The sequence below is a fragment of the Marinobacter sp. genome, from assembly GCF_033722195.1.
Taxonomy (GTDB): Bacteria; Pseudomonadota; Gammaproteobacteria; order Pseudomonadales; family Oleiphilaceae; genus Marinobacter.
In genome coordinates this window covers 1-25747 of record NZ_JAWVZL010000017.1, presented here as the reverse complement: position 1 = coordinate 25747, position 25747 = coordinate 1, and the positions used below count along the sequence as shown (strand labels likewise).

Sequence of the window (25747 nt, the reverse complement as noted above, 5' to 3'; positions counted from 1 at the left end):
AATCCCATGCAGACCAATCTTGTTAAAGAGTTCGCCAATACCTCGGAAGGCCAGGAAGCCGAAGCCATTCTGCGCAGTTGCGTGCATTGCGGCTTCTGCACTGCCACCTGCCCCACCTATCAGGAGCTCAATGACGAGCGCGACGGCCCCCGGGGCCGCATCTACCTGATGAAGGAGTTCCTGGAGGGCGCCGAGGTGACCGAAAAGACCCGCACCCACCTGGACCGCTGCCTGACCTGCCGGGCCTGTGAGACCACCTGCCCGTCCGGTGTGGAATATGGTCGCCTGGTGGACATCAGTCGGGGCCTGCTGGAGGAGCGCCTTGAGCGACCGGCCCGGGAGCGCTGGCTGCGCTGGGGGCTGCGCAAGGTGCTGCCGCGCCCGCGCCTGTTCGGCTTCCTGTTGCGGATGGGCCAGGTTTTCAAACCGGTACTGCCGGGTGCGCTGGCCACCAAGGTACCCCCGAGGCGCCGTGCCGGTCCCCGTCCCCAGGCCTTCCACAACCGGACGGTGCTGGCGCTGGCGGGCTGTGTTCAGTCCTCCGCCACACCCGACACCAACGCCGCCGCCGCGCGGGTGCTGGACCAGCTCGGCATCAGCCTGGTGGAAGCCCCGGATGCCGGCTGCTGTGGCGCGGTCAGCTACCACCTTTCTGCCCACGAGGAAGGTCTCGACTACATGCGCCGCAACATCGACGCCTGGTGGCCATCCATCGAGGCCGGCGCCGAGGCAATCGTCATGACGGCATCTGGCTGCGGCGCCATGGTGCAGGATTATGGCCATCTGCTGCGCCACGACCCGGTATACGCCGACAAGGCAGCGCGGGTCAGTGAGCTGACCCAGGATCTGGCCAGCTTCCTGATCAACGAGGACCTGACACGGCTGAAACCGGCACAGGGCACTGGCCGGGTGGCCTTCCACTGCCCATGCACCCTGCAGCACGCCATGAAGCAGAACGGCGTGGTGGAGCAGGTACTCACCAAGGCCGGTGTGGAGTTGACCCAGACCCGTGACAAGCACCTGTGCTGCGGCTCGGCCGGCACCTATTCGGTGACCCAGCCGGAAATGAGCCAGAAGCTCCTGGCCAACAAGCTCAAGGCCCTGTCCATCGACAGCCCGGACCGGATCGTTACCGCCAACATCGGCTGCCAGCTGCACCTGGGCACCAGGGCCGAGGTTCCGGTGCAGCACTGGATCGAGCTGCTGGACCCGCAGGCCAGCGGCCGCGGAGCCACGCACTGACGGGGAAACCGCTACCCAAGTATGATTGTGCGCCGGCCGCCCTCTTCTAAACTGATGAGAGGATCATCAGCAGCTGAGGACGGCCCATGTGTGTTCATCGCAGCAGTCTTTACGGCGTTGTGCTGGCCATGCTGTGGCTGGCGGGCTTGGGTCCAGCGCAGGCCGAGACCCTCCTGGACGGCCAGAGGGACGTCATCCTGGTGGATGCGGCGGGCGCCGAGTTCCCCATCGGCACCATTACCTTTTCCCCGGCCAGCGACGGCCTGACGGCTTACCAGCTCGACGTGGATTACCGGCGCTTCAAGGATTTCTTCCTCTCCATGAAGGAGATGAAGTGCCTGGAGGGTCGGGAAATCTGGTGCCATATTCCCTATCCCTACCAGAACCCCCGTACCGTGAGCGCCACGGACCTGCGCTGGCTCGAGCACGATCTGCTGTTCATGTTCAAACGGGTGGGGGAGTTCGGGGCCAATTTCTGGAACGGCATGTATTACCGACTAAGCCTGCAGGATGGCGAGATCCTGGGTCTTGCCCACGCGGTGGATCTGAACCAGTTGGCAGCGCCGCCCGAGGACCTGACGGTGCCGCCTTTCGGGGAGTTCGATGTGGCGGAAACCAGTCTGGATGAGCGCTGGCTGCCGGGGCTGGTGATTCGCTGAGCCGGTCCTGCCTGCCGGCTCAGTGCGGGATCGAGCCCTGATCCGCCGGGATCCGCCGGTCATAATATTTCGCCAGGAAGGCTCCCACGAAAATCTGGATCTGGTTGTAGCACATGATCGGCAACACGATCATGCCAAAGCCCGGGTGGCCGGCAAACAGCACCTTGGCCATGGGCAGGCCCGAGGCCAGGCTTTTCTTTGACCCGCAGAACACCACCGCCGCTTCGTCGGCGATCGTCAGTCCCATCACCCGCACCGCCACCTGGCTCAGCAGGATCACCACGAACAGCAGCACAAAGCACAGCACGATCGTCAGCACCACCGAGGCCACCGGCAGTTTCTGCCAGAGGCCACTGGCCACCGAGTGGGAGAAGGCGGAGTAGACGATCAGCAGGATCACACCCTGGTCGTATTTCGCCAGCAGCGGGCGATAGCGGTCGATCAGCGTGATCAGCAGCGGCCGCATGGCGTGGCCGACGAAAAAGGGCGCCAGCAGCTGCAGCACGATGTCTTTCAGGGCCTCGGCCACGTTGAAGCCGCCGCCGGCGGTGCTGGCCAGCAGCAGCAACAGGAAGGGTGTCAGCATCATGCCGAAGACATTGGAAGCGGCGGCACTGCAGATGGCGGCCGGCACGTTGCCCCGGGCCATGGCGGTGAAGGCAATGGAGGAGGTCACCGCCGACGGCAGCACCCCCAGATAGAGAAAACCCAGCACCAGGTCCGCCGGCATCCACTGGCTCGGCGCCAGGGTCAGCGGCAGCACCAGAATCGGAAACACCACGAAGGTCATGGCGGTAATGATGATGTGCAGGCGCCAGTGGGTCGCACCCTCGATGATCTGCTTGCGGGACAGCACCGCGCCGTGGAAGAAGAACAGCAATGCCACTGCCAGGGAGCCGGTGGTGGACAGCACCTCGGCGGCCCGGCCGGTGACCGGCGCCAGGGTGGCCACCACGATGGCCGCCAGCATCAGAAGTGTAAAGCCGTTAATCGGCAGTCGCATGGTGAGCCTCCAGGGCGTTCAGGCTGGGGAGCAGCAGGTGGCGGGTGAGTCGTTGCGCCTCGGCGGGGTCCTGCTGCCGAATGGCGTCGAGCAGTTGTTCATGATCGGCCTGGCTGGGTTCGGGCAGGTGCTGGTCCTGTTCGGTCCGGCGGATGGTCTCCCGCACGCTGTCGGCGAAATAGCGGTAGAGTTCCATCAGTGCCTGGTTACCGGACGCCCGCACCACAGCCTGGTGGAAACGTTCATCCCAGTCCACCTTGGTGTCCAGGTCGCCGGCACTGCCGCGGCCGGCCAATGCCTCTGTCATCGCCGCCAGGTCCTGTTCGCTCCGTCGCTGCGCCGCCAGGCGGGCGGCTTCGGTCTCCAGCATCAGGCGTACTTCCAGCTGGTCGAAAATCGCGGTGCGGCGGATACGGCGGAAAATCTCGCCGGAATCCCGCCGGGCCCGCACGTAGGTACCATCGCCCTGGCGGGTTTCCAGCATACCGCTGTGAGCCAATACCCTGACCGCCTCCCGCACGGTGTTACGGCTGACGCCAAGGGTTTTCGCCAGCGCCGCCTCCACCGGCAAGCGGTCGCCCACGCCCCAGCGCCCGGACTCGATTTCGCCCCGGAGGTTGGTGATGGCGGTGTCCACCAGGGAGCCGCGATTCAGTTTGCCAAGTGACATGATAAAGAACCAATCAACCAATCATCCGATGAATATACATGCATATACGGCCCATGAGGAGTGTCCGGACGATAAAAGAACGCCCCGCAGCAAGCTACGGGGCGCTGGTTTTCCCGCCGGGCCGGTTTATTCGATCACCAGCTCCACATCGACATTGCCGCGGGTGGCGTTGGAGTAGGGGCAGACCTGGTGAGCGGTCTCCACCAGGGTCTGTTTGGTGGCTTCGTCCAGTTCCGGCAGGCGAATGGTCATCTTCACGGCGATGGCGAAGCCGGCACCGTCCGGATTCTCGCCGATGCCCACGTCAGCGGTAATTTCCGGCTCTTTCGGCAGCTTGACCTTCTTGCTGGCAGCCACGTGCTTCAGCGCGCCGATGAAGCAGGCGGAGTAGCCGGCTGCGAACAGCTGCTCGGGGTTGGTGCCCTCGCCACCGGCGCCGCCCAGTTCTTTCGGGGTGCTCAGTTTGACGTCGAGTTTGCCGTCGGAGGTCACGGAGCGACCCTCTCGGCCTCCGGTGGAGGTTGCAGTTGCGGTGTAAATGGCTTGCATGGAAAGACTCCTTTCGCTCGAATGATAATGGTTATTGCGATAACAATGGCATTAGCATAGAGCCTGTGCTGGCTAATTGCAAAAGATTATTGCAATAACGGTTTTACGCAGAGGCTATGAGTCGGTGGTCTGCAGGTTGGCCCGCAACTGATCGAGCCGGTCCTTGAGGGCTTTCATATCCGAGGTGGGCATGCCGCATTCTTCTGCCACGCACCGATTGATGTGGGCGGCTTCCGTCTTCAGGGCGTGGCCGCGCTCGGTCAGACGGATGTCCAGCTGGCGCTCGTTACCGGCCAGGCGGACGCGCCTGACCAGGCCATCCTGTTCCAGGCGCTTGATCACCGGGGTCAGGGCGCCGGATTTCTGCCGCAGCCGCGCGCCGATATCCTTGAGGCCAATGCCGTCCTGCTCCCACAGGATCAGCAGCACCAGGTACTGCGGATAGGTCAGGCCCAGCGGCTCCAGGTGGGGCTTGTAGAGCTGGGTCATCGCCAGGGAGGCGGAGTAGAGCGAGAAGCAGAGCTGGTTGTCGAGTCGCAGAGCGCTGTCGTCGGGCATGGGTCGGGCTGGCCTGTTTTGAAGGTGCAACCATGGTAGCGGCATTGCCTCGCTCTTGCCTAGCGGGGTGGCGTTGAGGCCATTGCGGGATCTTACTAGACTGAAGTGATCGAAGGTGCCCGACTGCCAGTCACCAACACCGATCACCATCCCAACCGACAGGACAAGGAGGCCCATTGGACTATCTCACTCCCATCAGCAGCGCGGTGATGGCACTGGTCTGGGTCATCTATTTTCAGGTCTTCTTCGTGCAGTACAAACGCAACAACCGCCCCTACCTGGTGATTCATCACGCCCAGAACGAAAACCCCGATGCCATGTGCCTGCTGGTCAACATGGGCAAGGAGCCGGTCCACGTGCAGTGCGTGCAGGTTGTCACTGTCAGTCAGTCCGGTACCGAGCAGGTGATGACGGTGACCGAGTACCGCCGGGTCAACGCCGATGACCAGAATATCCAGCGCGCGCTCCGGCAGGGGCCACTGGACCCGGGCGGTTATCTGGTGCTGGGCTCGTTCCGCAATATCATCCTCGGTAACAAGAGCGAAGACGAGGATTCCCTGCAGCTGCTGGAAGACATATCCGAAGTGGAGCTGCGGGCCGCGGTGGTGCACGGCCCCAGCAAGTACCCGGTGGGCGTGCGCCGCAGATTCCTGCTGAAGCACCTGGCCGGCACCCGGATATACCCCCGCAACATCTACAGTGAGCAGCTGATCCGCAAGCGCGACCGCAACGTGGTGCGGCGCTGGCTGGAACAGGAACTCAACCCCGAGCGCATGGGGGAGGACGAATCCGACAGCTCCAATCAGTCCGACTGAGGCTGTGGCGAGCCTGACTCTCGGTTACCGGCCCCGGCCGCCCCGCGATAGCGCAGCACCAGCTTCTCCAGTTCCACCAGCAGGAAAATGGCCGCCCCGGCCAGCAAGATCAGGCCCCAGTGCAGCGGCTCCAGGCCCTGGCTGGAGAACAGGAACTGCATCGGCGGCAGGTAGGTCCAGGCCAGCTGCCCCAGTACCACCAGGCCAATGGCAATCAGCACTGCCCGGCTGCCGAACAGACCCTTGAACGACAGGGCATTGGCCAGCGGCCGGCGGGTATTGAGCAGGTACACGATCTCGCCCACCACCAGCATGTTGACCGCCACCGAGCGGGCCAGCTCCACCGGCGCGCCCTGAATCTGCTGCAGCCAGATGAACAGGCCGTAGACCGGCGCCACCAGCAGGGTGGAGACGAACACCACCCGCCAGATCAGGAACAGGTTGAGAATGGGCTCCTTGGGGTCCCTGGGCGGCCGGCGCATGATGTCGGATTCCGCCGGCTCGAATGCCAGCGACAGGCCCAGGGTGACGGCGGTGACCATATTGACCCAGAGGATCTGCACCGGCGTGATGGGCAGCAGGGTGCCGGCCAGCACCGCAATCATGATGGCCAGACTCTCGGCACCGTTGGTGGGCAGCAGGAAGGTGATGGTCTTGCGGATATTGGCGTAGACCCGCCGGCCCTCCTTGACGGCGTTGACGATGGTGGAGAAATTGTCGTCCGCCAGCACCATCTCGGCGGCTTCCTTGGAAGCCTCGCTGCCCTGGATGCCCATAGCCACGCCGATGTCCGCCCGCTTCAGCGCCGGGGCGTCGTTGACGCCGTCACCGGTCATGGCGCAGACCTGGTCCCGGGCCTGGATGGCTTCCACCAGGCGCAGCTTGTGCTCCGGCGCTGCCCGGGCGAAGACATTGACGTCCATGACCCGGTCCTGGAGGTCGTCGTCAGAGGCCTTTTCGATGTCCTTGCCGGTCATGGCTTCGGAGTCACCCTCCATGCCGATGTCATCGGCCACCGCGGCGGCGGTTAGGGCATGATCCCCGGTTACCATCTTGACCCGGATGCCGGCCTGCAGGCACTCACTGACCGACTCCCGGGCCGTGTCCCGGGGCGGGTCCATGATGCCCACCAGGCCCAGCAGCACCAGCTCATGCTCTACCTGATCCTCGTCCAGGCTGTCGCCGTCACCGGCCTCGCGACAGGCCAGTGCCAATACACGCAGGCCGCGGGAAGACAGGGTCTCGATCCGTTCGCGCCACTGTTCACGGTCGATGTCGCTGGTGCCGTCGGCAGTGGCGACCTGATCGCACATGTCCAGCAGCACATCCGGCGCACCCTTGATGTGGATGATGCGTTTGCCGTCGTCGGCGGGCTCATCCAGGGTCGCCATGTATTTGCGCTCGGATTCGAAGGGAATCTCGTCCACCCGTTGGTGGTCATCCCGCACCTCGCCGGGCTCGAAACCGGCCTTGGCCGCCACCACCAGCAATGCCGCTTCGGTGGGGTCACCCTCGATGGTCCAGTCGTCATCCTCCTGGCGCAGCTCGGAGTCGTTGCACAGGACGCAGGTGGTGAGCAGGCGCCTGAGAACGCTGGAGTCCTTAGGGTCAAAGCTCTCATCGCCATCACCCTCCACGGTGAACTCACCGTCAGGCTCGAAGCCGACGCCGCTGACCTTGATGCGCTCGTCCGCCAGCTGGATGGCGCTGACGGTCATTTCGTTACGGGTGAGGGTGCCGGTCTTGTCGGTGAAGATGGTGGACACCGAACCCAGGGTCTCCACCGCCGGCAGCTGGCGGACGATGGCGTTGCGTTTGGCCATGGCCTGCACACCCAGGGCGAGGGTGATGGTTACGATGGCCGGCAGTCCCTGGGGAATGGCCGCCACTGCCAGGCCCACGGCGGCCATGAACATCTCCTGCAGGCCCAGGCCGTGCACCAGCACGCCGAACGCTGCCATGGCAGCGGCAACCCCCAGGATGCCCACTGCCAGCACCTTGCCAAACTGGTCCAGCTGCTTCTGGAGCGGGGTCTGGATCTCTTCCACCTGCTCGATCATCTCGGAGATATGACCTATCTGGGTGTCCATGGCGGTGGCCACCACCACGCCCTCGCAGGCGCCGTGCACACACAGGGTGCTGGCGTAGGCCATGCTGCTGCGTTCGGCCAGGTCAGTGTCTTCGTCCACCGCTTCGGTGCCCTTGTTCACCGGTTCGGACTCGCCGGTCAATGGCGCTTCCTCCATCCGGCAGCGAGTGGCGGACAGCAGCCGCAGATCGGCCGGTACCCGGTCACCGCTTTCCAGCAGCACCACATCGCCCGGTACCAGATCTTCGGCGGGTACCGACTCCTGCTCACCGTCCCGTCGGACCCGGGCCTCCGGCGACAGCATGCCCTTGATGCTCTGAAGGGCTTTTTCGGCCTTGCCCTCCTGGATAAAGCCCACGGCGGCGTTGATCAACACCACGGCAAAAATCGCGGCCGAGTCCACGTACCGGCCCAGCAGGGCGGCAGCGACACCGGCGATTAGCAGGATCATGATGAGAATGTTGTTGAACTGCGCCAGCAGGCGCTGCCACCAGGGCCGGCCCTGGGTCTGGCGGAGCTGGTTGGGGCCATGCTCCTGCAGCCTTTCCTTGGCCTCTGTACGGCTCAGGCCATCTTTCGATGTGTCCAGTTGCTTGCAGGTGTCCTCGGCTGAGCATGCGTGCCAGGGGGTGTCTTTGTTCGCCTGCTTGCCCTCGGGCATGGCTTGGGGTCCTCGTTCTGGAAACCGATGGGTTGCCGGGCCGCTTTCAAAGGCCACTACATCATTGAAGACGTGGGAGCGCTTAGGGGCAAATCAACCCTGATGCGGTTTGGGCGACGATCGGATCTCGCCAGCGACGGGGCCGATTGGTCCGGATATCCGGTTAAACGCAAGGAAACAGTGGTCGGTGGCGTCTGATTGGTCGTAAAATGATCAAGGTGCAGGGAGCAACGCTTTACCGGGCAGTCCGGCATCGGTTTTTGTTCGGTCCATCGCAGGGAAACTAGGTTCCTTGTCTTTGGCTTCGCAAGCCACAGGAAAACTATGGCACCCTTGCGTCTCCTCGCCATTAGCGTAATGATTTTCCTTGCTCAGCCCTTGCAGGCGGAGGATCTGGTTATTTTCGGGCCCGATCCACCTGCCGCTTCGGAACCGGATGGGAAGGGCCGGGACAGCGAGATCGTCGGTACGGTTCTGAGTTATTGCGGCTATACCGTCGAATTCCGACTCATGCCCTTCGGCCGGCATATCCGCAACTTCAGCGAAACCACGGTGGCTGACGGCGTCATGACCGTACCGCTCAACGCCACCGTCGCCGGCGCCTCCAGCCAGGCCTACATCTGGTATCAGAACGGCGCCGCGACCCTCAGGTCCAGGGATCTCAATATTGCTTCGGTGGAGGACCTCTTTGGGCTGAGGCTGGTTACCTTCCAGAACGGCATCAGCATCCTCGAACTGGAAGACTTCGTTGACCGCTTCGCCACCATCACCGAGATCAGCAACCAGCGGGTACACTCCCACCTGCTGTTTCTGGGGCGTGTCGATGCCGTCCTGGCCGACGGACTGATCCTCGCGGAAATCAACCGCCGCCTCGAAACTGAAGACCGGGCCATATTCAAGGGCGCTGATCTCGACGAACCCCTGGATTTCGCCCCCATCTTCCAGCCCACCCCCTACAAGATGGTGTTCCGTAACAGCCGGCACCGGGAAGACTTCGAGCGCTGTTACCGGCAGCTTGATTCGCTCGGCCATATCCATGAGATCAATCACCGCCATGTAGGCAAGTACCGGGATTCCATCGGTTACCGGTATCTGGGGTACTGACGGAAGCCTTTGACTGGGCCAGGGTCCTTCGGGTTTGCCGGTTCCGGCGGTATCCCGTTTGTTGCTTTAAATCCTGTGGGTTACCCTCGGAATTAAAGACCAGCTCAAGTCCCTACTTCATGACTGTAGAAATTGCCCTCGTCTTCCTGATCATCGCCTGCGCCCTCTACCTGTTTGCCACTCAGAAACTGCCCATCGACATCACCGCCCTTGGCATCATGGTGACGGTCATGGCGGTGCCGCTGATTTTCCACTCCCAGTGGCTGGTGGAGCGGGGCGTGAACCTGAAAGCGGCTTTCCCCGACATTTCGGAAGGCCTTTCCGGGCTGGCCAACCCGGCCACGGTGACGGTGCTGTGCATGTTCATACTGTCCGGCGGCATCCAGCGCTCGGGTATGATCCATCTGCTGGCCAAGAAACTGATTCCGCTGGTGGGCAAATCGGAAATCCGCGAGCTGATCATCATCGGCGCCCTGATCGGTCTGATCTCCGGCTTTATTAACAACACCGCGGCGGTGGCCATCGCCATCCCGCTGATGCTGGACATGTCACGGCGCCGGAATTTCACCGCTTCCCGAGTGCTCATTCCCCTGAGCTTCTTCGGCATGATGGGCGGCACCCTGACCCTCATCGGCACCTCCACCAACATCCTGACCTCCTCCATTCTCGAGGACAGCGCCGATTTCGGGCGTTCCCTCGGCATGTTCGAGTTCACCCACATCGGCCTGATCATCCTCGCCGTCGGCCTGCTTTATTTTCTGACCATTGGTCGCCTGCTGCTGCCCAGGCGTGATGCCCGGCCGGTGGCCAATGAGAAGGAAGAGGAGTTCGTGGTGGAGCTGGCGATCGGCCGCAACAGCGAGCTGGTCGGACAGCGCATCGAGGACACCGATTTCGAGGAGGATACCGGCGCCGATGTCCTCAAACTCAACCGGGGCAGGAAGTCCTGGACTGACGAGGCGAAAGCGACCGAGCTCAAGGCCGGCGACATTCTCATCGTGCACGCCACCGTGCGCCAGATCATGGACCTGGTGACCGACGACCGGGTGGAGGTTCTTTCCGACTTTGACCGCACCCAGGCGGCGCGTATGGACAGCCAGGTGGTGCCGATCCTGTTGCGAAACCGCCGGGTTTTCGATGGCCGGACGGCGCCGGAGGTGGATTTCTGGAAACAGTACGAGGCCCGCCTGATTGGCCTGGATACCCGCAAGGTTCGGGCCCGGCGGCTGGCGGACGAGGAGCTTCACGTGGGCGAGGTTGTGCTGGTGGCGTTATCAAAGGAGGCGCTGACCCGGCTGCACCGCAGTTTTGACGTGGTGGTTCTGGACGAATACCGGGATTACTTCGGCAGCGGACGAATGCTGACGGCTGCCGGCATTGTGGTCGCCGTGGTGATGCTGGCGGCGCTCACGCCGCTGCCCATCGTGCTCACCGCCCTGGGCGGCGTTATCGCCATGGTGGTGACCGGCTGCATCGCCAGCCGGGATATGTACGAGGATGTGTCCTGGGACGTGATTTTCCTGCTGGCGGGGGTCATTCCCCTGGGCATTGCCATGACCAAGTCCGGCGCCGCCGACTGGGTTGGCTCCCTGATCGCCATGCACGCCGTGGGCTGGCACCCGGTGCTCACCCTGATGGCGCTCTACGCCACCACCACCGTGCTGACGGAGATGGTCAGCAACAACGCCTCGGCGGTCATCCTGGTGCCCATCGCCATCTCCCTGTCGGAGAAGCTCGCCCTGGAGCCCCTGACCCTGGTGCTCGCGGTCATGTTCGCCGCTTCCACCAGCTTCCTGTCCCCCATCGGCTACCAGACCAACACCATGATCTACGGCACCGGCGCCCTCAAATTCACCGACTTCGCCCGGGTGGGGGCACCACTGAACCTGATCCTGATGGTGGTGACCAGCTGCGCCCTTTACTGGATCGGTGTGTAGGGTGTGTGGGCCGCTGGCGCCCGTCGGTGGTTTTCTCCAGACAAAAAAAAGCCAGCGCTGGGGCTGGCTTTCTCGTTGAATAATGGTGCCCGGAGGCGGAATCGAACGGGGCGTCCCACGTCACCGTCACTGGCGCCGCAGGCGCCCGTCGGTGGTTTTCTCCAGGCAACAAAAAAGCCAGCGCTGGGGCTGGCTTTCTCGTTGAATAATGGTGCCCGGAGGCGGAATCGAACCACCGACACGGGGATTTTCAATCCCCTGCTCTACCAACTGAGCTATCCGGGCGAGTTGCGCTACTGCATTGCAACGGGGCGCTATTAAACCGGTTTCGGTTTGGCGAGTCAAGGTGGATTCGAGGAAAAAATCCACCTTGCTCCGGTATCGGTTTCAGGGACTTAGCTTTTCTCCGGCGGCACGTAACCCTCGGCCTGGTCGTAGGGCTCGTTGTCCAGGAAACGCTCCATCTGGCCCTGCAGGTATTTGCGGGCGAAGGGGTCCATCATGTTGAGGTGCTTCTCGTTGATCAGCATGGTCTGCTGCTTCTGCCATTCCTGCCAGGCTTTCTTGGACACGGTCTCATAGAGCTCCTGGCCTTTCTTGCCGGGCATGGGCGGGAAGTCGAGGCCTTCGAGCTCTTCCTTGTACTTGCGGCACATCACAGTGCGGGTCATGGCGGCTCCTGTAACCGGGCCGGGGCTGCCGGCCGGTAAATCGTGAGAGTTTCCGCGATGATAACAGATGGAATCGGCAGATCAGAGCAGGGCGGGTTGCTCCGGCGCGGTCAGAAGGCTGCGGATGGGCGCCGGCAGGCCCAGGCTCAGGGCCTCGTCCCGGTGGCTCCAGCGCAGGTCGTCCCGGTCGGCGACGGCGGCAGCATCCGCAACCGCCAGCAGGGCGGGCTGGATATGCAGGTGGTAGTGGCTGAAAGTGTGGCGGAAGCCGCCCAACGGGCGGGCCTGGCCGCAGCTGAGGCCAAGCTCGTCCTCGCAGGCCTGGGCCAGCTCTTCGCTGCCGTAGGCCGGGTCCAGCTCCGGCAGGCTCCAGAGCCCGCCCCAGATGCCGCTGGGGGGACGGCGCTGCAGCAGGACGCGGCCCTTGCGGTCCTCCAGGATGACCATCCAGGTGGTTTTCTCCGGCTTGGCTTTCTTGGGTTTGGAGCCCGGGTAGAGAGCCTGCTCGTTGCGGGCGTTTGCCAGGCAGCCGTCCGCCAGGGGGCAGTGCCCGCAGTCTGGTCGTGAGCGGGTGCAGACCAGGGCCCCCAGATCCATGATGGCCTGGGTGTAATCCCGCACCCGCTGCTTTGGGGTGTGTTTCTCGGCATACTGCCAGAGGCGGTTCAGCACCGCGGTCTGGCCGGGCCAGCCGGGTACGGCGTGATAGCGGGCCAGCACCCGTTTGACGTTGCCGTCGAGGATGGCGGCGCGCTGATCGTAGGCCTGGGCCAGGATGGCGGCGGCGGTGGAGCGGCCCACGCCGGGCAGGGCCTCCAGCTTGTCCTGGTCGGCGGGGAAGGCGCCACCATAGTCCGCCACCACCTGTTTCGCGGCTTTTTGCAGGTTGCGGGCCCGGGCGTAGTAACCCAGGCCGGACCAGTGGCTCAGGACATCGTCCACCGGCGCTTCCGCCAGGCTGGCAACATCCGGGAACCGGCTCATGAAGGCCTGGTAGTAGGGGATGACCGTGGCCACCTGGGTCTGCTGCAGCATGATCTCGGACACCCAGACCCGGTAGGCGGTGCGGTCCTGGTGCCAGGGCAGATCGTGCCTGCCGTGCCGGTTGTACCAGCGCATCAGGCGCGCGGCAAAGGTTTCGCTCACCGGCCGAAGAGTCCTTTCAGTGCGTCCTTGACCTGTTCACCACCCTTGCCCTCCAGGGCCTTGTCCAGTTTCTCCTCGACAGCCTTGTTTACCTCCTCCTTGGCTTTGCTCTTGGCGGCCTTGGCGGCCATGTCCTTGAGGGTGTCACGGAAGCGGGAGCCATCGAAGGAGCAGAGCCCGGCCGGGTCGTCGGCGAAGTTGCCCTTGCACTCCACCGGAATCACTGCGCCCTTGACGTACTCGGTGACCCGGCATGCCTCGTCACGGTGGATCTCGCCCACCACCCGCAGGCCAATCTGGTAGTCCAGCATCTCGCTGGTCAGGTTGACGGTGCCGGCGCCCTCCAGTTTCATGCCCGCCAGGGCCGCCACCAGTTCGGTGTTGTCGAGCATGTTGCCGTCGATCTTCATGGTGCCCTTCATGTCATTGAAGGGAGTACCGGTGCCCCAGTCGGTGGTGGTCAGGCTCTCGCCATTGACCAGGGCAATGCCCTGGCAGGCCATCCGGGTCAGGTTCATCCGGGTGAACTGGCCTTCCGCCAGGTTGAAGTTGATCTCGCCGTCGGCGTTGCCACGCAGGGCCGACATGCGGTTGCCCTGAGTGGTGACGTTGGTGTTGATGTTGGCGCCGCCTGCGAGCAGCTCCACTTCCGCCAGGTCGGTGAGCAGCGGCAGGGTCTGCACGTTGGTGATGTTCTTGCTGACCGACCACTTGGGATTGTCGGAGCGGGCATCCAGGGTGGCGTTGGCGTTGATGCTGCCGTCATAGAGCTTGGCGCTGAACTCGTTGAGTTTGATCAGCCCGGCGTCGGCGGTAACCCGGTTCTTCAACTCGGTGATGGTGAGGTTGCTGACGATCAGCTCACCGAGACCCAGGTTGATGTTCAGGGCCAGGTCCCGCAGGGTCTCCAGCGGCAGCAGGTCGGTTTCCGCAGTCTCGCCGGCGGGCTGCTGCGGCGCCTGTTCACCGTTGCCGGCAGTCTCCGCGGCGGCCTCTTCCTCGCTGGCCGGCGGCAGGTAACGGTCGGCGTTGAATTTGTCGCCCTGCAGATTCAGGGCAATGGCACCCTTGGCCAGGCCGTAGCTGGCGCCGCCGGTGAAGCTGGAATCGTCCACTTTAAGGTTCAGGTTGCTGAGCTCCACCGTGCCGGCGGGGCCGCCGATGTCCGTGCTGAAGGCCAGGGCCTTGAGCACGTCCGGGTCAGCGGTCTCGATGGCCGGCTGCCCCATGCTGTCCAGCAGCTGGCGCAGGGAGAATTCGGCGATGCTGAGGCTGCCGCTGAGTTTGGGCTGATCGCCAAAGCCTGCCACCTCCAGGTTGGTGGTCAGGGTCAGGTTGGCCAGGCTGGCCTCCAGATTCTGAAGGCTGGCGGTTTCGTCGTTCAGGTTGGCGTTGATGCTGCCGGTGAGGCCGGCCTGCACCGTCTTGCCGGTGAAGGGTTCACCGCTGAGGTCAAAGCTGCTGTCCAGGCCGGAAACAGCGAAGGTATCCAGGGCCTCGTTGGCGGACAGGCTGGCGCTGATGTCGGCCACCACGTTGAATTCCGGCTGGCCGGTGGCGAAACGGAAGCCCACATTGAGCGGGAAGCTCTGGCCGAGGGCGATGTCGCTGGCGGTCAGAGTGAAGTCCTCCAGCACCACGGACTGGCCGGTGCTCATGTCGTCATAATGCACCTGGGCGTTGCTGATCCGTACTTCCTCAACCTCGAAGGCCAGCGGCGTCTGGGCGGCGGCCTCTTCCGGCGCCGGCTCGGGAGCGGGTTCGGCAGGTTGGGCCGGGGCCTCTGCGGGTGTGCCCTCGGGCATGATGCGGGTCCAGTTGCCGGTGCCGTCCTTGGCCACCTGCAGGCGGGCGTCCAGGCCTTCCAGTACAAAGGTGTTCACCTGCGGAGACATGGCTAGCAGCGACCAGAAATTCACTTCCGCTACCAGCAGCTCCAGCGCCACAAAGCGTTCGTTGTCCAGGGTCGCTTCCACCTCATTGATCTCAAGACCCAGCGGTATCAGCGACCAGCTGATGTCGCCAGCCAGGTTGAGGTCCAGGTTGGTCTGGTCCTCGACGACTTTCTCGATCTGGGGCTTGTAGGCATTGGGGTCGATGACGAAGAAGGCTACGCCGATGGCAATCACGGCGAGCACCACAAGGCCTAGCAGCGCCAGCAAGATGTAACGGACAGCTTTCATGTGTGAGCATCCTTTCCAGATTGAGCGAGATGGTTTGGTGTGGGTGACCAACTGCCCCAAGAATAACGCAGACGGCCCAGATTTAAAGGTGAACCCAAATGACAATGGCAGCGTGTTAAGCCAGAATACGGCATCACAGCCTGAAACGATGCGTCTCGCCGGGGCAGGACCGGCGCCATCAACAATAACAAGGAGGCCCGCGTGGCTATCACTGTATCCATTGAACTGAACCGCGATATCGACATTCCGGGGTCCTACAACGAAGTCTTCGAGCTGCTGGCGGATGTGCCGCGCTCGGCCAGCCATTTTCCCAAGGTGGACAAGCTGGTGGACCTGGGCGACAACACCTACCGCTGGGAAATGGAAAAGATCGGCGTGGACAAGCATTCCATCCAGTCGGTGTACGCCTGTAAGTACTACGCCGACAAAGACAGCGGCAAGATCAGCTGGGAGCCGGTGAAAGGCGAGGGCAACGGCGTGGTCCAGGGCTCCTGGAAACTCACCGCCAAGGGCGACAAGGTGACCAATGCCAGGTTCCAGACCAAGGCCGAACTCACCCTGCCGCTGCCGGGCCTGCTCAAGCTGGCCATCAGCCCGGTCATCAAGCACGAGTTCAACAGTCTCGTGGACACCTACATGAAGAACCTGAAGAGCGCCTTCTGATCCGGGTTCATTGATCGCGGCGATAGCCAAAGCAGCAGGACGACAGGCGCCGGAACAGGTATAATCCGATCACACTGTTTTCCGGCTGTCGCCGCATTCTGAATCTGGAGACCCCATGGCCGAACGTAAGGCTCGGGTAGAACGCAATACCCTCGAAACGCAGATCACTGTCGAGATCAACCTCGACGGCACCGGCAAGGCCCGCTTTGAAACCGGCGTCCACTTCCTCGACCACATGATGGACCAGATCGCCCGTCATGGCCTGGTGGATCTGGACATCGTCGCCAAGGGCGACCTGCACATCGATGACCACCATACGGTGGAGGACATCGGCATCACCCTTGGGCAGGCCTTCAAGCAGGCGGTGGGCGACAAGAAAGGCATTCGCCGCTACGGCCATGCCTATGTGCCCCTGGACGAGGCCCTGTCGCGTGTGGTGATCGACCTGTCCGGCCGCCCCGGCCTGATGATGGATGTGCCCTATACCCGTGGTTCGGTGGGTGGTTTCGACGTGGACCTGTTCGAGGAGTTCTTCCACGGTTTCGTCAACCACTCCATGGTGACCCTGCATATCGACAACCTGAAGGGCAAGAACACCCATCACCAGATAGAGACGGTGTTCAAGGCTTTCGGCCGTGCCCTGCGCATGGCCATCGAGCCTGATCCGCGCATGGAAGGCATCATCGCCTCCACCAAGGGTTCACTGTAAGCGCCGCCCGGCGGCGCCGACTCCGCCTGCTGTCATCGATCCGGAGCTGTTCCTGATATGAAAACCATTGCCATTATCGACTACGGCATGGGTAACCTGCATTCCGTCAGCAAGGCGGTTGAACATGTGGCGCCGGATGCGCGCGCCCTGGTGACCTCGGACCCGGACAGGATCCGCAGCGCCGACAAGGTCATTCTGCCCGGCGTTGGCGCCATCCGTGACTGCATGGCGGAAATCCGCCGACTCAAGGTGGACGAGCTGGTGCGGGAAGTGTCCGCGGACCGGCCCCTGCTGGGCATCTGCGTGGGCATGCAGGCGCTGATGTCCCGCAGCCAGGAAAATGGCTGGGTGGACTGCATCAACCTGTTTCCCGCCGAAGTGCGGTTTTTCGGCAACGAGCTGACCGAGAACGGCGAGCGCCTGAAAGTGCCCCACATGGGCTGGAACCAGGTTCACCAGACCGTGGATCACCCACTGTGGCACGATATCGACGACGGCGAGCGCTTCTACTTTGTGCACAGCTATTACGCCGAGGCCGAGGGCAACCCGGACATGGCCGGCCGCACCCGTTACGGTGTGGAGCTGGCAGCGGCGGTGGCGCGTGACAACATCTTCGCCACCCAGTTCCACCCGGAGAAGAGTCACCGGGCCGGCCTGCAGCTGCTGAAGAATTTTTCCCAGTGGTCCGGCGCCTGACCGCTACCCGATTCCTGACTGATAACGGAAACCATCGCTCATGCTGATTATCCCCGCCATTGATCTGAAAGACGGCAAATGCGTGCGCCTGCGCCAGGGCCGGATGGACGACTCCACCGTGTTCTCCGACGACCCGGTGGAAGTGGCTGCGCGCTGGGTGGATGCCGGTGCCCGCCGCCTGCACCTGGTGGACCTGAACGGCGCCTTCGCCGGTGAGCCGGTGAACGGCGAGATCGTCAATGCCATTGCCCGCCGGTTCCCGGACCTGCCGATCCAGATCGGTGGCGGCATCCGCTCGGCGGAAACCATCGAGGCCTACCTCAAGGCCGGCGTGCAGTGGGTGATCATCGGCACCAAGGCGGTCAAGGAGCCGGCTTTCGTGACCGAGATGTGCAAGCGCTTCCCCGGCCACATCATTGTCGGCCTGGACGCCAAGGATGGCCGTGTTGCCACCGACGGCTGGGCCGAGGTGTCCGAGGTCATGGCGACGGACCTGGCGAAGCAGTTCGCCAACGATGGCGTCGAGGCCATCGTATACACCGACATCAGCCGCGATGGCATGATGCAGGGAGTCAACGTCGAGGCCACTGCCGCACTGGCCCGGGCCGGCGGCATTCCTGTGATCGCCTCCGGTGGCGTCACCAACATGGATGACCTGATGCGGCTGTCGGAAGTGGCGGACCAGGGCATCCTCGGTGCCATCACCGGCCGCGCCATCTACGAGGGCACTCTGGATGTGGCTGAGGCCCAGGCCTGGTGCGACGGACTCAAGCGGGCGGAGGGCTGACATGACCCTGGCCAAACGCATCATTCCCTGCCTGGACGTGGACAAGGGCCGCGTGGTCAAGGGCGTCAATTTCGTCGATATCCGCGATGCTGGCGACCCGGTGGCGGTGGCCCGCAAATACAACGAGCAGGGCGCCGACGAGATCACCTTCCTGGACATCACCGCCAGCCATGAAAGCCGTGACACCACCTACGAAACGGTGGAGCGCATGGCCAGCGAGGTCTTCATTCCGCTCACCGTGGGTGGCGGCGTGCGCACCGTGGACGACATCCGCAAGCTGCTCAACGCCGGTGCCGACAAGGTCAGCATCAATACCGCGGCGGTGTTCAACCCCGGTTTCGTGCAGGAGGCTGCAGAGCGCTTCGGCAGCCAGTGCATCGTGGTGGCGATTGACGCCAAGCGGGTCAGCGCCGAAGGCGAGCCGGCCCGGTGGGAGATTTTCACCCACGGTGGCCGCAAGGCGACCGGTCTGGATGCGGTGGAGTGGGCACGCCGGATGACCCGGTTGGGGGCCGGTGAGCTGCTGCTCACCAGTATGGACCGGGACGGTACCAAGGTGGGTTTTGACCTGGGCCTGACCCGGGCCATCAGCGATGCGGTGTCGGTGCCGGTGATCGCCTCCGGCGGTGTCGGGGAGCTTCAGCACCTGGCGGACGGGGTCACCCTGGGTGGCGCCGATGCGGTGCTGGCGGCGTCCATCTTCCACTTTGGCCAGCACACCATTCCCGAGGCCAAGGCCTTCATGCGGGAGCAGGGCATCGAGGTCCGGCTCTGACGCAACGCGGCCCGTCGCGGGGCCGCGTTGGTATTGCCTTTCTGGTTAATCCTTCTTGCGCCCTGCCAGGGCCGGCTGCACCTGGCGCAGTCGCTCCCTTTCGGCAAACATGTCCAGGTTGTTGTTGCGCAGGGTCCAGAGCGCGCTCACCGTGGCCACCGCAATGCCCTGTTCATCCAGCGTCGGCAGCACCCGGCTGAGGTAGTCCACGGTCACCTTGTGGGGGTGGCCGATACCGATGGCACTGCCGTTCTCCCGGGCCTTTTTCACCAGCAGCCTGAACTGCCTGTCGACGTACTCCTCGGTCTGTTCGTGATCGAGAAATACGTCGCGGGTCAGGGTCGGGATCCGGTGGGCGGCGGCGGTGTCGGCAGCGACGCTGGTGGCGATGGTGCGGCTGTCGACAAAATAGACCGGATAATTCACCAGCTCGGACATCACCCAGTTCATGTTGTTCTGCATCTGGGTGAGCTGGCTGCCCATATGATTGTTCACGCCCCGGACGTGTGGGATGGAAGCCAGGGCCCGGCGCAGGGTACTGGCGGTGGTGTTCTGGTCCATGGTCACGTCCAGCCCACCGGGGCCAAGGCCGAACTGGCGGGTGTTGGCCATGGGGGCGTGCAGCATGATTTCCTTGTGGTTGCGATGGGCCGCCTCCGCCAGCGCCGTGGTATGGCGGCGGTAGGGCAGAAAGGCCAGGGTCAGGGGCTGCTCCATAGCCACCAGGCGCTGGCCCTGGATCAGGTCGTGGCCCATGTCATCAATGATGATGGCTATGGTGGGCGGCACGCTGCGGGGGGCTTCCTGAGCCGGCTCTGCCAGTGTCGGCGCACTTGCACCGAGCAGGCCCAGGGCGGCAGCCAGGCTTACCGCGACGATTTTGGGGAACAGCTGCGGCACGGGGTCAGCGCGCCTCGACGTCTTTCTTGCCCAGTATGTGCAGACCCTTGAGCAGGTTCAGCGCGGTGCGCAGCTGGTAGTCCGCGCCTGCCGGTCCCTGGTCCTCGGCCGCCTCGCGCTGGTCACCGCGTTCGTCGCCACCGGGCTTGCCCTCGCCATTGTCCAGGTGACCGCTGAGGTCCGCCTCGGTAAAGAAGGGCTCACTGTCCACCTCGGTCACCTCGGCCTGTTTGACCTCAATGTCAGGCTTGATGCCCTTGGCCTGGATGGACCGGCCGTCCGGGGTATAGTAGCGCGCCGTGGTCATCTTGATGGCGTGGGTGTCGTCGAGGGGAATCACGGTCTGGACCGAGCCCTTGCCGAAGCTGTCGGTGCCCATGATTACCGCCCGGCCCTGGTCCTGCAGAGCGCCGGCGAGAATCTCCGAGGCCGAGGCGGAACCGCCGTTGATCAGAACCACAATAGGAGCGCCGTCGGTGACGTCGCCGGGTTGGGCGCTGAAGCGCAGCCGCGAGCTCTGGATACGGCCCTCGGTGTAGACGATCAGGCCTTCTTCCAGCAATGCATCGGCGGCTTCCACTGCGGCCTGCAGGATCCCGCCGGGGTTGTTGCGCAGGTCAATCACCAGGCCATCGAGCCGGCCGTTATTGGCCTGTTCCAGTTTCTCGATGGCGTCGACGAATTCCTGGCCAGTCTCGGACTGGAACTGGGTCAGGCGGACGTAGCCGTAGCCGTTTTCGATCAGCCGGGACTTGGTGCTGGTGACCTTGATGATGGCCCGTTCAACATCGATCTCGATGGGTGCGCTTTCGCCGTCCCGCAGGATGGTCAGGGTCAGGGTTGTGCCGGGTTTGCCCCGCATGATGTTGACCGCTTCCTCGAGGCTCAGGCCCTTGACCGGCTGCTCACCCAGTTTGATGATCAGGTCACCGGCCTTCACGCCGGCCTCCTCGGCCGGGGTGTCGTCGATGGGAGCGATGACCTTGATGAAGCCATCCTCCATGCCGACCTCTATGCCCAGACCACCGAACTCGCCGGTAGTGCTCTCCTCCAGCTCCTCGAAGGCCTTGGGGCCCAAGTAGGTGGAGTGCGGGTCGAGGCCGCCCAGCATGCCCTTGATGGCATTCTCCAGCAGGGTCTTGTCATCCACTTCCTCCACGTAGGCCGCCTTGATCCGGCTAAACACCTCGGTGAACTTGCGCAGGTCTTCCAGCGGCAGCTGTTTTTCGGGGTCCGGCAGGCGAATCTCCACGTTCTTGCCCTCGGCGATTGCCTCCAGCAACTGGCGGGCATCTTCGGAAGCATCGGGGGCCTCGCCGGCCTCCTGGGCCTGGACGGGAGCCGGCAGGGCGATCAGGCAGGCGACGCTGAACAGAGCGGCGGCGATAACGGCGTGGTATTTACATCTGACCCGTTTCATTCACGTTTCCTAATGTGCTGGTAAGCCGTGGTTTTGCAGGTAGTATGGCGGCCGCGGCGGGGTTTGTCAGCCTCCCGGCCGACGCCCTTCGTTCGCTACTGCCGCGCCAGCCACACCTGCGGGTTCTGGGGTTTGCCCCGGTGGCGGATCTCGAAGTAGACCCCGGTGTCGTCACCGCCGCCGGACTGGCCCGCCAGGGCGATGGTTTCGCCGGCGGCGACCCAGTCGCCGGGGCTGGCCAGCAGGCTGCTGTTGTTGCCGTACAGGCTCATGTAGCCGTCACCGTGGTCGATAATGGTCATCAGACCAAAACCCCTCAGCCAGTTGGCAAACACCACCCGACCGTAATGCACCGCCCGCACTTCGCTTTCATCGGAGGTGCTGATCAGCAGGCCGTTATGCCGGAGTTTGCCCTGGGCCAGGCTGTCGCCGAAGCCGCGAGTCACCTTACCACGGGCCGGCCAGGGAAGTTTAGCGCGCAAGGCCTTGAAAGGCTTGGATTCATTGGGAGACGGGATGCTGGCGATGGCTTCCTCCACCTCCCGCAGCAGTTTTTCCAGGCGGGCCCGGTCAGCGCTCAGGGTGGCGCGTTCGGACTGGCGGTCGTCGATCTTGGCCTCCAGTGCCGCCAGGGTCTGCTGGCGCTGCTGGCGGCGCTGCTGGAGCTGGCTCTGGCGGTCGGCCACTTCCTGCTCCAGGCGGTTGAGGCGGCCCTGGGTGGCCAGGGTCTGTTGCCGGGTCTGCTGAAGCTGGTCCAGGGTGGCGTTGAAGGCGTCCAGCCGGGCCACGGCGTCCTTGCTGAGGTATTCGTAGTAGGTCATGGTGCGGGCCACCCGCTGGGGGTCCACTTCATTGAGCAGCACCTTCAGGGCCGGCGTGTCGCCGGCCATCCAGGCCTGGCGAATCTGCTGGCGCAGACTCTCGCGCTGGCGGTCCAGGCTGGCGGTGAGCTGGTTCTCCTGTGCCTTCAGTTCGGCCAGCTGCTGGGCCTGAGCTGCCCTCTGGGTCTGCAGCTCGCGGCGCTCCCGAATCAGCCGGTTGATGGCCTGCTCGGTATCGACCAGCTCACGTTCCAGACTGCTGCGATCCTTCTCGGCTTGCCGCAACCACTGGTCGATCTGGCTGATCTGGCGCTTAAGGGCTTCCAGCTGCGCCGGCGTGGCCTCGGTCTGGGCCTGCGCAGGCACCGGCAGTGCCATCACCAGCACCAGCCACCAGAACGGGGAAAACAGACGACGGGATACCGGGCGCTTCATATCGGCTGGGTCAGTCCGGCCCGCGGGCGGCCCAGCTCACGAATCGCGAACCAGGCTGTGGCCGGTCATTTCCGAGGGCTGCTCCATGTCCATCAGGGCCAGCAGGGTGGGAGCCACGTCGCTGAGGCTGCCGTCGTCCGCCAGGTTGACCGACCTGGGGCCGACATAGACCAGCGGCACCGGTCCGGTGGTGTGGGCGGTGTGGACCTGGCCGGTGCTCTCGTCGGTCATCTGCTCACAGTTGCCGTGGTCGGCGGTGATCAGGCACTGGCCGCCGACCTCGTTGAGGGCCTCGGTGACCCGGGCAACGCACTCATCGATGCACTCGGCGGCCTTGATGGCGGCGTCCAGCTTGCCGGTGTGACCCACCATGTCGCCGTTGGCGTAGTTGCACACCACCAGGTCGTACTTGCCGCTCTTGATGGCCTCCACCAGTTTGTCGGTGACCTCGGGAGCACTCATTTCCGGCTTGAGGTCGTAGGTGGCCACGTCAGGGGAGGGCACCAGGATGCGCTCCTCGCCCTCGAACGGCGTTTCCAGCCCGCCGTTGAAGAAGAAGGTCACGTGGGCGTACTTCTCGGTTTCGGCGATCCGCAGCTGGGTCTTGCCGTGATTGGCCATGTACTCCCCAAGCCCATTGGTGAGCTGCTCTGGCGGGTAGGCACAGGCGGTATCGATATCGGCGGCATACTCGGTGAGCATGACGAACTCGACGATGGCGGGATGGCGCCGGCGCTGGAAACTGCTGAAATCGCGCTCGACGAAGGCCCGGGTCATCTCCCGGGCGCGGTCGGCACGGAAGTTCATGAAGATCACCGCGTCGCCGTCATCGATGAAGGCATCCGGCTCACCCTGCGCCTGGATCCGTGTGGGTTTCACGAACTCGTCGTTCTCGCCCCGCTCGTAGGCCATCTCCAGGCCTTCCACCGGGGTGTTTGCGGTGTATTCCGCCTCCCCCAGGGTCAGCAGGTTGTAGGCTGCCTCGACCCGATCCCAGCGGTTGTCCCGGTCCATGGCAAAGTAGCGGCCGACGATGGACGCGACGCGGCCACAGCCGAGCTGTTCAAGCTTTTTACTGGCCTTCTCCAGGGAGGCCTTGGCGCTGCGGGGCGGCATGTCGCGACCGTCCAGGAAGGCATGGATGTAGACCCTGCTGGCGCCCCGCTCGGCGGCCAGTTCCGCCGCCGCCAGCACATGATCCTCATGGCAGTGCACGCCGCCCGGTGACAGCAGGCCCATCAGGTGCACCGCCCGGTCCTGGCGCACGGCCTTGTCGATGGCCTCACAAAGCACCGGATTGCGGGCAAAGGTGCCGTCCTCCAGGTCCTTGTCGATACGGGTCAGGCTCTGATAGACGACTCGTCCGGCACCCAGGTTCATGTGACCCACTTCGGAGTTGCCCATCTGGCCCTGGGGCAGGCCCACGAACATGCCCGAGGTGTTGATCAGGGTTTTGGGCTGGTTCTGCCAGAGCCTGTCCCAGCAGGGGGTGTGGGCGTTGCTGATGGCGTTGTCGTCGCTCGGGTCACGGTGACCCCAGCCGTCAAGAATAATCAATGCAGTCGGCGTGCGCGTTGCGGTCATTACTCAATCCGGTCGTGGAAAATTCAGAGCACGATTCTAACCGGTTTGGCGGGCACAGGCTATGTGACCTGCCTTCTGTCACCGGTGGCGGGTGTGTATAATCCCGCCATTCAAATGAGAAGGTGGCTTAATGGACAGGTTGTTCGAGTTTGTTGTCAATCACTACATTCTGGTGTCGATTTTCGTGGCTCTGCTGGCCGCACTGTTTCTGCTGGAGGCGCGGCGCGGCGGCCGCAAGGTAACCCCGCAGCAGGCCGTCAGCCTAATCAACCGGGATGAAGCCGTCATCATCGATGTGCGGGATCGCAAGGACGTCAAGGAAGGCCGGATCGCAGGCTCCCTGCACGTTCCCCTCAGCAGCATCAAGGACCATCTGTCCGAGCTCAAGAAGCACCAGGACAAGGAGCTGATCGTGGTGGACAAGATGGGCCAGCACGGCGCCACCGCAGTCAAGCAGCTCAACGCCGAGGGCTTTACCAAGGTTTCCCGCATGAGTGGCGGAATTGCCGACTGGAAAGCCAGCAACCTGCCGCTGGTCAAGAAGTAGGCGTTGGCGCCAGAAGCCATTGGAGCCCTCTCTGGCCACTTGAATTGCGCGGCAAACTCGCGCACTGTTCTAGCTCGGTAAAAGGCAGCCGGCCCCACCGCCGGCGCCGTCAACAACAACAGGGCAGGCAGCCCCCGCCCGGATCAGAACCTAAGGATTGAACATGGCTGAAAACCAGCAGGCCGCCGCAGGCAGCGACAACCAGAACCAACCGCAATTCGCGCTGCAGCGAATTTATCTCAAGGACCTGTCCTTCGAATCGCCGAATTCGCCGCTGGTATTCCAGGAGCAGTGGAAGCCCCAGGTGAACCTGGACCTGAACACCAGCCACAACAAGATCGGCGACAACCAGTACGAAGTGGTGCTGTCCCTGACCGTGACCTCCAAGGTGGAGGACAAGGTGGCGTTCATCGTCGAGATCCAGCAGGCCGGCGTATTCCTGGTCAAGGGTATCGAGGGCGCGCAGCTGAGCCAGATGCTGGGTGCCTACTGCCCCAACATCCTGTTCCCCTATGCCCGTGAAACCATCGACGGCGTGGTCAACCGGGGCAGCTTCCCGGCCCTGATGCTGGCGCCGGTGAATTTCGACGCCATCTACGCCCAGGCCGTCAAGCGCCGCCAGGAAGAAGCGGCTGCAGGCGGTGAGTCCAAGGAAGAGCAGACCCACTGAGTCCTGCCTGACCTGTTGACGCAGCAGGCCGTGGGCCCGCTGCGTCCACTGCCGCATTGCACCGTTTGTCGCCTGTTCAGACCCCGCCCTCGAAACCAAGCTGTCGCCAGGCCTCGTAGACCACCAGCGCCGCAGTGTTGGAAAGGTTAAGGCTGCGGCTGTCCGGCCGCATGGGTACCCGCAGCCGGTTTGACGCCGCCAGGCCCTCTCTCACCGAGGCCGGCAGGCCCCGGGTTTCCGGTCCGAACATCAGGTAATCCCCCGGCCGGAAGGCCACCTCGTAATAGGACCGGCTGCCTTTGGTGGTCAGGCCGAACAGCCGGTCGGGCTTTTCGCTGGCCAGAACGTCTGGGTAGCTGGCGTGTACGACCACCTGGGCGTACTCGCTGTAGTCCAGCCCGGCCCGGCGCAGCTGCCGGTCGTCCATGGCGAACCCGAGCGGTTCGATCAGGT

General features: G+C 63.7%; 25 protein-coding genes and 1 tRNA gene. 12 read left to right on the top strand and 14 right to left on the bottom strand.

The window, feature by feature from the left end; all coding sequences use genetic code 11:
- The first annotated feature begins 6 nt into the window (after positions 1-6).
- Positions 7-1242, top strand: a complete 1236-nt coding sequence (gene glcF, locus R3280_RS05210; RefSeq protein ID WP_318997522.1) for a glycolate oxidase subunit GlcF — start codon at positions 7-9, stop codon at positions 1240-1242.
- An 86-nt stretch (positions 1243-1328) separates the two neighbouring features.
- Complete coding sequence (locus tag R3280_RS05205; RefSeq protein WP_318997521.1) at positions 1329-1901, top strand: hypothetical protein; 573 nt, start codon at positions 1329-1331, stop codon at positions 1899-1901.
- Positions 1902-1920: 19 nt separating this feature from the next.
- On the opposite strand, the gene R3280_RS05200 is transcribed toward R3280_RS05205, so the two are convergent.
- From R3280_RS05200 to R3280_RS05185, 4 genes are all read right to left on the bottom strand, one after another.
- On the bottom strand, positions 1921-2904 hold the full coding sequence (locus R3280_RS05200) for a bile acid:sodium symporter family protein (RefSeq protein WP_318997520.1): 984 nt from the start codon (positions 2902-2904) through the stop codon (positions 1921-1923).
- A complete protein-coding gene (locus tag R3280_RS05195) occupies positions 2888-3574 on the bottom strand; it encodes a FadR/GntR family transcriptional regulator (protein WP_318997519.1) in 687 nt (228 codons plus the stop codon). Before R3280_RS05195 ends, R3280_RS05200 begins: the two co-directional genes overlap by 17 nt.
- Positions 3575-3700: 126 nt before the next feature.
- Positions 3701-4123 carry an organic hydroperoxide resistance protein gene (locus R3280_RS05190; protein WP_318997518.1) on the bottom strand — a complete coding sequence of 141 codons (423 nt, stop codon included), beginning with the start codon at positions 4121-4123 and terminating at the stop codon, positions 3701-3703.
- A gap of 114 nt (positions 4124-4237) precedes the next feature.
- Positions 4238-4681 carry a MarR family transcriptional regulator gene (locus R3280_RS05185; RefSeq protein ID WP_318997517.1) on the bottom strand — a complete coding sequence of 148 codons (444 nt, stop codon included), beginning with the start codon at positions 4679-4681 and terminating at the stop codon, positions 4238-4240.
- 176 nt (positions 4682-4857) lie between these two features.
- On the opposite strand from R3280_RS05185, the gene R3280_RS05180 reads away from it, so the two are divergent.
- Entirely contained in the window at positions 4858-5496 is a 639-nt protein-coding gene (locus R3280_RS05180; RefSeq protein ID WP_318997516.1) for a hypothetical protein, read from the top strand.
- Here R3280_RS05180 and R3280_RS05175 read toward each other — a convergent pair.
- Positions 5484-8246, bottom strand: a complete 2763-nt coding sequence (locus tag R3280_RS05175; RefSeq protein WP_318997515.1) for a cation-transporting P-type ATPase — start codon at positions 8244-8246, stop codon at positions 5484-5486. The two genes, R3280_RS05180 and R3280_RS05175, sit on opposite strands and share 13 nt — an antisense overlap.
- Before the next feature lie 324 nt (positions 8247-8570).
- On the opposite strand from R3280_RS05175, the gene R3280_RS05170 reads away from it, so the two are divergent.
- The gene (locus R3280_RS05170; RefSeq protein WP_318997514.1) at positions 8571-9350 is read left to right on the top strand and encodes an amino acid ABC transporter substrate-binding protein; all 780 of its coding nucleotides are present in this window, start codon (positions 8571-8573) and stop codon (positions 9348-9350) included.
- 119 nt (positions 9351-9469) lie between these two features.
- On the top strand, positions 9470-11287 hold the full coding sequence (locus tag R3280_RS05165; RefSeq protein WP_318997513.1) for an SLC13 family permease: 1818 nt from the start codon (positions 9470-9472) through the stop codon (positions 11285-11287).
- 209 nt (positions 11288-11496) lie between these two features.
- Here the strand turns inward: R3280_RS05165 and R3280_RS05160 are convergent.
- The 4 genes from R3280_RS05160 to R3280_RS05145 form a co-directional block, all read right to left on the bottom strand.
- A tRNA-Phe gene (locus R3280_RS05160) sits at positions 11497-11572 on the bottom strand.
- Positions 11573-11682: 110 nt separating this feature from the next.
- A complete protein-coding gene (locus R3280_RS05155) occupies positions 11683-11958 on the bottom strand; it encodes an oxidative damage protection protein (RefSeq protein ID WP_318997512.1) in 276 nt (91 codons plus the stop codon).
- An 81-nt stretch (positions 11959-12039) separates the two neighbouring features.
- Entirely contained in the window at positions 12040-13104 is a 1065-nt protein-coding gene (gene mutY / locus R3280_RS05150; RefSeq protein ID WP_318997511.1) for an A/G-specific adenine glycosylase, read from the bottom strand.
- Complete coding sequence (locus tag R3280_RS05145; protein ID WP_318997510.1) at positions 13101-15287, bottom strand: AsmA family protein; 2187 nt, start codon at positions 15285-15287, stop codon at positions 13101-13103. The genes mutY and R3280_RS05145 overlap by 4 nt, the downstream gene beginning before the upstream one ends.
- A 201-nt stretch (positions 15288-15488) precedes the next feature.
- Here R3280_RS05145 and R3280_RS05140 point away from each other — a divergent pair, with 201 nt between their 5' ends.
- The 5 genes from R3280_RS05140 (at position 15489) to hisF (ending at position 18917) form a co-directional block, all read left to right on the top strand.
- The gene (locus R3280_RS05140) at positions 15489-15950 is read left to right on the top strand and encodes an SRPBCC family protein (protein WP_318997509.1); all 462 of its coding nucleotides are present in this window, start codon (positions 15489-15491) and stop codon (positions 15948-15950) included.
- 115 nt (positions 15951-16065) lie between these two features.
- A complete protein-coding gene (gene hisB, locus R3280_RS05135; protein WP_318997508.1) occupies positions 16066-16659 on the top strand; it encodes an imidazoleglycerol-phosphate dehydratase HisB in 594 nt (197 codons plus the stop codon).
- Between the two features lie 57 nt (positions 16660-16716).
- Complete coding sequence (hisH, locus tag R3280_RS05130; RefSeq protein ID WP_318997507.1) at positions 16717-17355, top strand: imidazole glycerol phosphate synthase subunit HisH; 639 nt, start codon at positions 16717-16719, stop codon at positions 17353-17355.
- Positions 17356-17395: 40 nt separating this feature from the next.
- Entirely contained in the window at positions 17396-18142 is a 747-nt protein-coding gene (gene hisA, locus R3280_RS05125) for a 1-(5-phosphoribosyl)-5-[(5-phosphoribosylamino)methylideneamino]imidazole-4-carboxamide isomerase (protein ID WP_318997506.1), read from the top strand.
- A gap of 1 nt (position 18143) precedes the next feature.
- Complete coding sequence (gene hisF / locus R3280_RS05120) at positions 18144-18917, top strand: imidazole glycerol phosphate synthase subunit HisF (RefSeq protein WP_318997505.1); 774 nt, start codon at positions 18144-18146, stop codon at positions 18915-18917.
- A gap of 45 nt (positions 18918-18962) precedes the next feature.
- Here hisF and R3280_RS05115 read toward each other — a convergent pair whose 3' ends face one another.
- The 4 genes from R3280_RS05115 to gpmM form a co-directional block, all read right to left on the bottom strand.
- Positions 18963-19808, bottom strand: a complete 846-nt coding sequence (locus tag R3280_RS05115; protein WP_413468741.1) for a divergent polysaccharide deacetylase family protein — start codon at positions 19806-19808, stop codon at positions 18963-18965.
- Positions 19809-19821: 13 nt separating this feature from the next.
- Positions 19822-21237, bottom strand: a complete 1416-nt coding sequence (locus tag R3280_RS05110; RefSeq protein ID WP_318997504.1) for a S41 family peptidase — start codon at positions 21235-21237, stop codon at positions 19822-19824.
- Positions 21238-21332: 95 nt separating this feature from the next.
- The gene (locus tag R3280_RS05105) at positions 21333-22493 is read right to left on the bottom strand and encodes a murein hydrolase activator EnvC family protein (RefSeq protein WP_318997503.1); all 1161 of its coding nucleotides are present in this window, start codon (positions 22491-22493) and stop codon (positions 21333-21335) included.
- A 36-nt stretch (positions 22494-22529) separates the two neighbouring features.
- Positions 22530-24077, bottom strand: a complete 1548-nt coding sequence (gpmM, locus tag R3280_RS05100) for a 2,3-bisphosphoglycerate-independent phosphoglycerate mutase (protein WP_318997502.1) — start codon at positions 24075-24077, stop codon at positions 22530-22532.
- A 130-nt stretch (positions 24078-24207) separates the two neighbouring features.
- Between gpmM and R3280_RS05095 the strand changes: the two genes are divergently transcribed.
- Positions 24208-24624, top strand: a complete 417-nt coding sequence (locus R3280_RS05095; protein ID WP_318997501.1) for a rhodanese-like domain-containing protein — start codon at positions 24208-24210, stop codon at positions 24622-24624.
- A gap of 163 nt (positions 24625-24787) precedes the next feature.
- Positions 24788-25294: a protein-export chaperone SecB gene (secB, locus tag R3280_RS05090; RefSeq protein WP_318997500.1), complete on the top strand. Its 507-nt coding sequence runs from the start codon at positions 24788-24790 to the stop codon at positions 25292-25294.
- Positions 25295-25370: 76 nt separating this feature from the next.
- Here secB and R3280_RS05085 read toward each other — a convergent pair.
- On the bottom strand, positions 25371-25747 hold a 377-nt coding region (locus R3280_RS05085; RefSeq protein WP_318997499.1), incomplete at its 5' end, for a tRNA (cytidine(34)-2'-O)-methyltransferase.